Raw genomic sequence first — 6,521 nt, 5'->3', positions numbered from 1 at the left:
GCACGCCCCAAGCCCGCTCCCTGCAAAACCCCCGCCCCCCCCCCCCCTCCCCCGCCCCCCCCCCCCCTCCCCCCCCCCCCCCCCCCCCCCCCCCCCCCCCCCCCAGGGTTTGTTGCGTCGCGGCGCCGCGCTAGACTTGCATGTTCATGATTTCGTGGTAGGCCGATACCAGCTTGTTGCGCACCTGGACGCTGGCCTGGAAGGAGATGCTGGCCTTTTGCATGGTGATCATGACGTCGGACAGGTTCACCGAGTCGTCACCGAGGGCGAATTTCTTGCCCATGTCCTCGGCTTTGTGCTGGGCGCCGTTGACGGCGTCGATCGCGCCCTTCAGGGCGTCGGAGAAGTTGACCTTGGACGCCGGCGCCTCGGCCTGCAGCGCGGGCGCGCCGACGACGACGCCCACGCCCGCCTGCGGCCGCGTCGCCGCCGCCTTCAGTTGCGCGATCATCGCCTCTATCCTGCTGCTGTCGATACCGCCTGTTTTCACCTTGCCCCCCGATCCGCTAATCTGTTACCGCAGAAGAACAAATTCGCGGCATAGTCGACCACGCGAGTACAATATGTTGCACAGGCGAGGTCAGGCTTACAGAATAGCAGCGGCGGCGCCCGGCGCTGCCCGGAGCAGGGCCGGAATCGCCGCTCTGTTCCGCCGATGGCCGAGCCCGGCGGCGCCGGATAATAGCCTCCATTCGCCCCATCCCGCTGCTGGTTTGGCCCCACGACCCACCTTGACGACGCGCCCGGAAACCGACCATGGCTGTAGCGGAAGAACTCCAATTGAACCCCGACGCCGCACCGGCCGTCCCTTTGACGCCGGTCGAGTCCATGCGCAACTTCGCCCAGAGTCCGATGGGCAAGAATTTCCTGCGCGGCTTGGGCGTGGCCGCCCTGGTCGGCGTCGGCTTCGCGCTGTACCTGTGGAACCAGCCGCCCGAGTACCGCGTGCTGTTCTCCAATTTCACCGACCGCGACGGCGGCGCCATCACCGCCTCGCTCGACCAGCTCAACATCAAGCACAAGTTTTCCGAGGGCGGCGGGGCGATCCTGGTGCCGACCGAGCAAGTCCACGACGCCCGCCTGAAGCTGGCGGCGCAGGGCTTGCCGAAGGGCGGCAACGTCGGCTTCGAGTTGATGGAAAACCAGAAGCTGGGCGTCTCGCAATTCCTCGAGCAGGTCAATTTCCAGCGCGCCCTGGAGGGCGAGCTGGCCAAGTCGATCCAGTCGGTCGGCGCCGTCGACAGCGCGCGCGTCCACCTGGCGCTGCCCAAGCCGTCGGTGTTCGTGCGCGAGCAGCAAAAGCCGACCGCGTCGGTGCTGCTGAACCTGCATCCGGGGCGCGCGCTCGACCAGTTGCAGGTCAGCGCCATCGTCCACCTGGTCGCCTCGAGCGTGCCGGAGTTGTTGCCGGCCAACGTCACCCTGGTCGACCAGGCCGGCAACCTGCTGTCGAACAACGACAAGGACAAGGCCGCCGCCGGCAAGGAAAAAAACCTCGACCCGAACCAGCTCAAGTATGTGCAGCAGTTGCAGCAGAGCGTGATCAAGCAGGTCGAGTCGATCATCGCGCCCATCGTCGGCGCCGACAACGTGCGCGCCGAGGCCACCGCCGACGTCGATTTCTCGCAGGTCGAGCAGGCCGCCGAGACCTACAAGCCGAATTCGCCGCCGGAGGCCTCGTCGATCCGCAGCCAGCAAACCAGCGAAAGCAGCGGCGCCGCCAACGCCAACCCGGCCGGCGTGCCGGGCGCGCTGTCGAACCAGCCGCCGGGCGTGGCCACGGCCCCGCTGACGGCGACCGCGCCGACCGGCGCCGCGCCCGCCCCGGCGGCGCCGACGCAGAAGGATTCGACCACCAATTACGAGGTCGACAAGACCGTGCGCTACGAGCAAAAGTCGATGGGCGGCCTGCGCCGGCTGTCGGTGGCGGTGGTGGTCAACTACCGCCGCAGCGTCGGCAAGGACGGTAAGATCAACGTCACGCCGCTGTCGCCCGCCGACCTGGTGCAGATCAACAACCTGGTCAAGGAGGCGATGGGCTACAACAAGGAGCGCGGCGACAGCTTCAGCGTCGCCAATTCGCGCTTCGACGGCGTCGACCGGCCGGCCGAGCCGACGCTGGACTGGTGGCGCGACGCCGCCAACTTGCCGCTGGCCAAGGAACTGGCCAAGTTCCTCATCACCGCGCTGATCTTGCTGTATCTTTTCATAAAGATCGTGCGTCCGATGCTGCGTCCGGTGTTCCGCAAGATCGACGATTTCGCCGCGCCGCCGCCGGTCATCGAGGAAGTCGTCGACGAAGAGGAAAAAGTCGACGAGGAAATGGTCAGCCAGCAGGCGCTGGCGACGATGGAGGCCGACACGGCCCGCGGCTACCGCGAAAACCTGGCGATGGCCAAGAAACTCGCCAGCGAGGATCCGCGCGTGGTGGCCAACGTCATCAAGGCGTGGATAGGCAACAACGATTGACGTATTGACGTATTGACGACAGTGAGCGACGACCATGAGTGAAACGACAGGATTGCAGAAGGCCTCCATTTTGATGCTGGCCATGGGCGAGAGCGAGGCCGCCGAGGTGATGAAGTTCCTCGGCCCGCGCGAGGTGCTCAAGCTGGGCGCGGCGATGGCGACGATGAAGGGCATCGCCCACGAACAAGTGGTCGAGGTGCTCAACGACTTCCGCGCCCAGACCGAGATGAATTCGACCGTCGGCCTCGATTCGGACGAGTATATCCGCCAGGTGCTGACCAAGGCGCTGGGCGACGACAAGGCCTCGGTGCTGCTGTCGCGCATCCTCGGCGGCAAGGACGCCTCCGGCATCGAAAGCCTGAAGTGGATGGATTCGCAGTCGGTCTCCGAGCTGATCCGTAACGAACACCCGCAGATTATCGCCACCATCCTGGTCCACCTCGAGCGCGACCAGGCTTGCGAAATCCTCGGCCATTTCACCGACCGCCTGCGCAACGACGTGGTGCTGCGCATCGCCACCTTGGACGGGGTGCAGCCGGCGGCGCTGCGCGAACTCAACGACGTGCTGACGAAGCTGCTGTCGGGCAACGAGAACATCAAGAAATCCTCGCTGGGCGGCGTGCGCGCGGCCGCCGAGATCCTCAACTTCATGAGCGGCGAGCAAGAAGGCTCGGTGATGGACAACATCAAGAACTACGACAACGACATGGCGCAAAAGATCATGGACGAGATGTTCGTGTTCGACAACGTCATCGACATCGACGACCGCGGCATCCAGTTGCTGCTGCGCGAGGTGCAGTCGGAAATGCTGATCATCGCGCTCAAGGGCGCCTCGCAGGAATTGCGCGACAAGATCTTCAAGAACATGTCGCAGCGCGCCGGCGAGATGATGCGCGAAGACCTCGAATCGAAGGGGCCGGTGCGCCTGTCCGAGGTCGAGGCGCAGCAAAAACAGATCTTGCAGATCGTGCGCCGCCTGGCCGACGAAGGCCAGATCGTGTTGGGCGGAAAAGGCGAGGATTCGTTTGTCTAACGTGCCGAAAGAGCAACAGAGCGCCTACCAGCGCTGGGAGATGACCTCCTTCGGCGACGAGCGCGCCAGCGCCGTGGCGGCGCGCAAGGCGGCCGAGCCGGTGCCGGAGCCGGAGCCGGAATGGCCGGAGGAGGCGCCGGCGCCGCCCGACTACCCGACCCAGGACGAGCTGGACGCGATCCGCGAACAGGCCCGCGCCACCGGCCACGACGAGGGCGTGGCGGCCGGCCGCGCCGAAGGCTACGCCGACGGCGAGGCCGAGGCGCTGGCGCTGGGCAAGGCGGCCTCGGCCGTCGAACTGGCGCACCTGCGCGCGCTGGCGCTGGCATTCGGCGGCGCGCTGGCCGAGGCCGACCAGCTGATCGCCAACGAGGTGCTCGAGCTGGCCCTGCAACTGGCCAAGGGCATGTTGAAAACGGCGCTGCTGGTCAAGCCCGAGCTGGTGCTGCCGATCGTCCGCGAAGCCATAGAATACCTGCCGGTGCTGCAACAACCGGCGCTGCTGATACTCAACCCGGACGACGCCAAGGTGGTGCGCGAGGGCATCGGCGAGGAAATCGACAAGGGCGGCTGGCGCGTCATCGAAGACCCGACGATCGAACGCGGCGGTTGCAAGATCGACACCGCCAGCAACCAGATCGACGCCCAAACCTCGGCGCGCTGGCAGCGCCTGAGCCACGCGCTGGGCAAGGACGTCGACTGGCTGGCGCCGTGAGCAAGAACCTGCACGCCGGCCGCTGGCACGCATACCTGGCCGACTGCGGCGCGCTGGTCGGCTTCGTCGAGCCGATGCAGGTGTCGGGCCGGGTAACCCGGGTCGCCGGCCTGGTGATGGAAGCGGTCGGCCTGCGCCTGGCCGTCGGCGCCGCCTGCACCGTGCCGCTGCAAAACGGCAGCCGGGTCGAGGCCGAGGTGGTCGGCTTCGACGGCGACCGCCTGTTCCTGATGCCGCAAAGCGACGTCGAGGGCATCGTCCCCGGCACCCGCGTGTTCCCGGTCGAGCCGACGATACCGCGCCCGGGCAAGGTCGAACACCAGCGCCGCCGCCCCAGCGACCGGGCGCGCCACCTGCCGGTCGGGCCGCAACTGCTGGGCCGGGTGCTGGACGGCGCCGGCCGCCCGCTCGACCAGCTGGGACCGCTGCACACCGTCGACAGCGCGCCGATCAACGTGCGCCCGGCCAACCCGCTGGGACGCGCGCCCATCGTCGACACGCTCGACGTCGGCGTGCGCTCGATCAACGCCATGCTCACCGTCGGCCGCGGCCAGCGCATGGGCCTGTTCGCCGGCTCCGGCGTCGGCAAGAGCGTGCTGCTGGGCATGATGGCGCGCTACACGGCGGCCGACGTCGTCGTGGTCGGCCTGATCGGCGAACGCGGCCGCGAGGTCAAGGAATTCATCGAACAAATCCTGGGCGCCGAGGGGCTGGCGCGCTCGGTGGTGGTGGCGGCGCCGGCCGACACGCCGCCGTTGATGCGCCTGCAGGGCGCCGCCTACGCCACGGCGATCGCCGAGCATTTCCGCGACCAGGGCCAGAACGTGCTCTTGATCATGGATTCGCTGACTCGCTACGCCATGGCGCAGCGCGAAATCGCCCTGGCCATCGGCGAGCCGCCGGCCACCAAGGGCTATCCGCCGTCGGTGTTCGCCAAGTTGCCGGTGCTGGTCGAGCGCGCCGGCAACGGCGCCGAGGGCGGCGGCTCGATCACCGCCTTCTACACCGTGCTGACCGAGGGCGACGACCAGCAAGACCCGATCGCCGACTCGGCGCGGGCGATCCTCGACGGCCACATCGTGCTGAACCGGCGCCTGGCCGAGGCCGGCCACTACCCGGCCATCGACATCGAACAGTCGATCAGCCGCGCCGCCCACTCGATCACCAGCTACGAGCACCAGCAGCAGGCGCGCAACCTGAAGCAACTGTATTCGCGCTACGAGCGCAGCCGCGACCTGATCAGCGTGGGCGCCTACAGCCCCGGCACCGACCCGGTGCTGGACAAGGCGATCCTGCTGCACGATCGCATCGAGGCTTTCTTGCAACAGCAAATCACCGAACGGGTCGGCATGGCCGAGAGCTTGCAGCAACTTACCGCTCTATTCGAGTGATGGTGGACCCGACCGGCGTCCTATAATGAGTCATTATGGCCTCCCGCTCCCAACTAGAAACACTGATTGATCTGGCCCGCCGGGAAACCGACGACACCGCGAAGCGCCTGGGCGCGGCGCTGAAGGCGGTCGACGACTGCCAGCAGAAGCTGCAAATGCTCAGCGATTACCGCGACGACTACGCGCGCCGCTTCGAGGCGACGATGGCGGCCGGCATCACCCCGGCCGCCTTCCGCAACTTCCAAGCCTTCATGGACAAGCTCGACAACGCCATCAGCGGCCAGCGGGAAGTGGTGCGCCACGCCCAGCGCCGCAGCGAGGCGGAACGGGCGGCGTGGCAGTTGAGCGAACGCAAACGCATGTCCTACACCACGCTGGACAACCGCGCCCAAGAGGCCGCGTTGAAGCTGGAAAACAAGCGCGATCAAAAGGCCATGGACGAACACGCGGCACGCCAGGCGTATTACAAACGTTGAGAACGCCATCCCGGCAACCTTCACCATACGGCACCAGCATGCAAACCCCTATCCTTCCCGTCCAGTCCAGCAGCAACATCGCGGCCCAGCAAGCCAAGGCCGGCCCGTCCGCCGGGGCCGCCGACGGCGTCGACTTCCAGAGCGCGCTGACGCGCCAGATCGAGCAACGCCAAGCGCAGAACCGCGGCGGCCAGGCGCCGGCGCCGATGCCGGCGAGGAACACGGCGCCGGCGCCGCACAGGCCGGCCGCCGCGGCGGCGCAGTTGCCGCCCAAGCCAGCGCCCCAGCAACAAGCCGGGGCGGCCACGCCGGCGCCGGCCCAGCCGCAGGCGAAGGCGGCGCCAGAGAAAGGCCAAGCCCACAAACAAAAACCAACACACAAGGACCAAAAACACCCGGACCAAAACATCTCACCACAAGCCAAAACCACCCCCAAC

Annotated in this window: 6 protein-coding genes and 1 pseudogene; 6 read left to right on the top strand and 1 reads right to left on the bottom strand. The window is 67.3% G+C overall.

All coding sequences use genetic code 11. The annotated features are described in order from the left end of the window. Positions 1 to 130 precede the first annotated feature (130 nt). Positions 131 to 490 (bottom strand): flagellar hook-basal body complex protein FliE, encoded by a 360-nt coding sequence (gene fliE / locus ACFDR9_RS26420; protein WP_409032897.1) that lies wholly within the window; start codon positions 488 to 490, stop codon positions 131 to 133. Positions 491 to 756: 266 nt separating this feature from the next. Here fliE and fliF point away from each other — a divergent pair, with 266 nt between their 5' ends. From fliF to ACFDR9_RS26390, 6 genes and pseudogenes are all read left to right on the top strand, one after another. Continuing rightward, a complete protein-coding gene (gene fliF, locus ACFDR9_RS26415; RefSeq protein WP_409032896.1) occupies positions 757 to 2,469 on the top strand; it encodes a flagellar basal-body MS-ring/collar protein FliF in 1,713 nt (570 codons plus the stop codon). 34 nt (positions 2,470 to 2,503) lie between these two features. After that, complete coding sequence (gene fliG, locus ACFDR9_RS26410) at positions 2,504 to 3,502, top strand: flagellar motor switch protein FliG (protein WP_026133414.1); 999 nt, start codon at positions 2,504 to 2,506, stop codon at positions 3,500 to 3,502. A 40-nt stretch (positions 3,503 to 3,542) separates the two neighbouring features. Beyond that, positions 3,543 to 4,217 (top strand): flagellar assembly protein FliH, encoded by a 675-nt coding sequence (locus ACFDR9_RS26405; protein ID WP_051068409.1) that lies wholly within the window; start codon positions 3,543 to 3,545, stop codon positions 4,215 to 4,217. A 74-nt stretch (positions 4,218 to 4,291) separates the two neighbouring features. Beyond that, positions 4,292 to 5,608 (top strand): flagellar protein export ATPase FliI, encoded by a 1,317-nt coding sequence (gene fliI, locus ACFDR9_RS26400; RefSeq protein WP_198292095.1) that lies wholly within the window; start codon positions 4,292 to 4,294, stop codon positions 5,606 to 5,608. 35 nt (positions 5,609 to 5,643) lie between these two features. After that, entirely contained in the window at positions 5,644 to 6,084 is a 441-nt protein-coding gene (gene fliJ / locus ACFDR9_RS26395) for a flagellar export protein FliJ (protein ID WP_017878927.1), read from the top strand. Between the two features lie 38 nt (positions 6,085 to 6,122). Then, positions 6,123 to 6,521: pseudogene (locus ACFDR9_RS26390) on the top strand (hypothetical protein); the annotation flags it as partial.

It is taken from the genome of Janthinobacterium sp. CG_23.3, from assembly GCF_046115965.1.
Lineage (GTDB): Bacteria > Pseudomonadota > Gammaproteobacteria > Burkholderiales > Burkholderiaceae_D > Janthinobacterium.
This window is presented reverse-complemented; position numbering and strand designations above follow the sequence as displayed.

Bases quoted from the DNA above. Each gene is read 5' to 3' on its own strand.
- ACFDR9_RS26405 (WP_051068409.1), top strand. From the start codon at position 3,543: ATGACCTCCTTCGGCGACGAGCGCGCCAGCGCCGTGGCGGCGCGCAAG.
- fliJ (WP_017878927.1), top strand. From the start codon at position 5,644: ATGGCCTCCCGCTCCCAACTAGAAACACTGATTGATCTGGCCCGCCGG.
- fliG (WP_026133414.1), top strand. From the start codon at position 2,504: ATGAGTGAAACGACAGGATTGCAGAAGGCCTCCATTTTGATGCTGGCC.
- fliF (WP_409032896.1), top strand. From the start codon at position 757: ATGGCTGTAGCGGAAGAACTCCAATTGAACCCCGACGCCGCACCGGCC.
- fliI (WP_198292095.1), top strand. From the start codon at position 4,292: ATGCAGGTGTCGGGCCGGGTAACCCGGGTCGCCGGCCTGGTGATGGAA.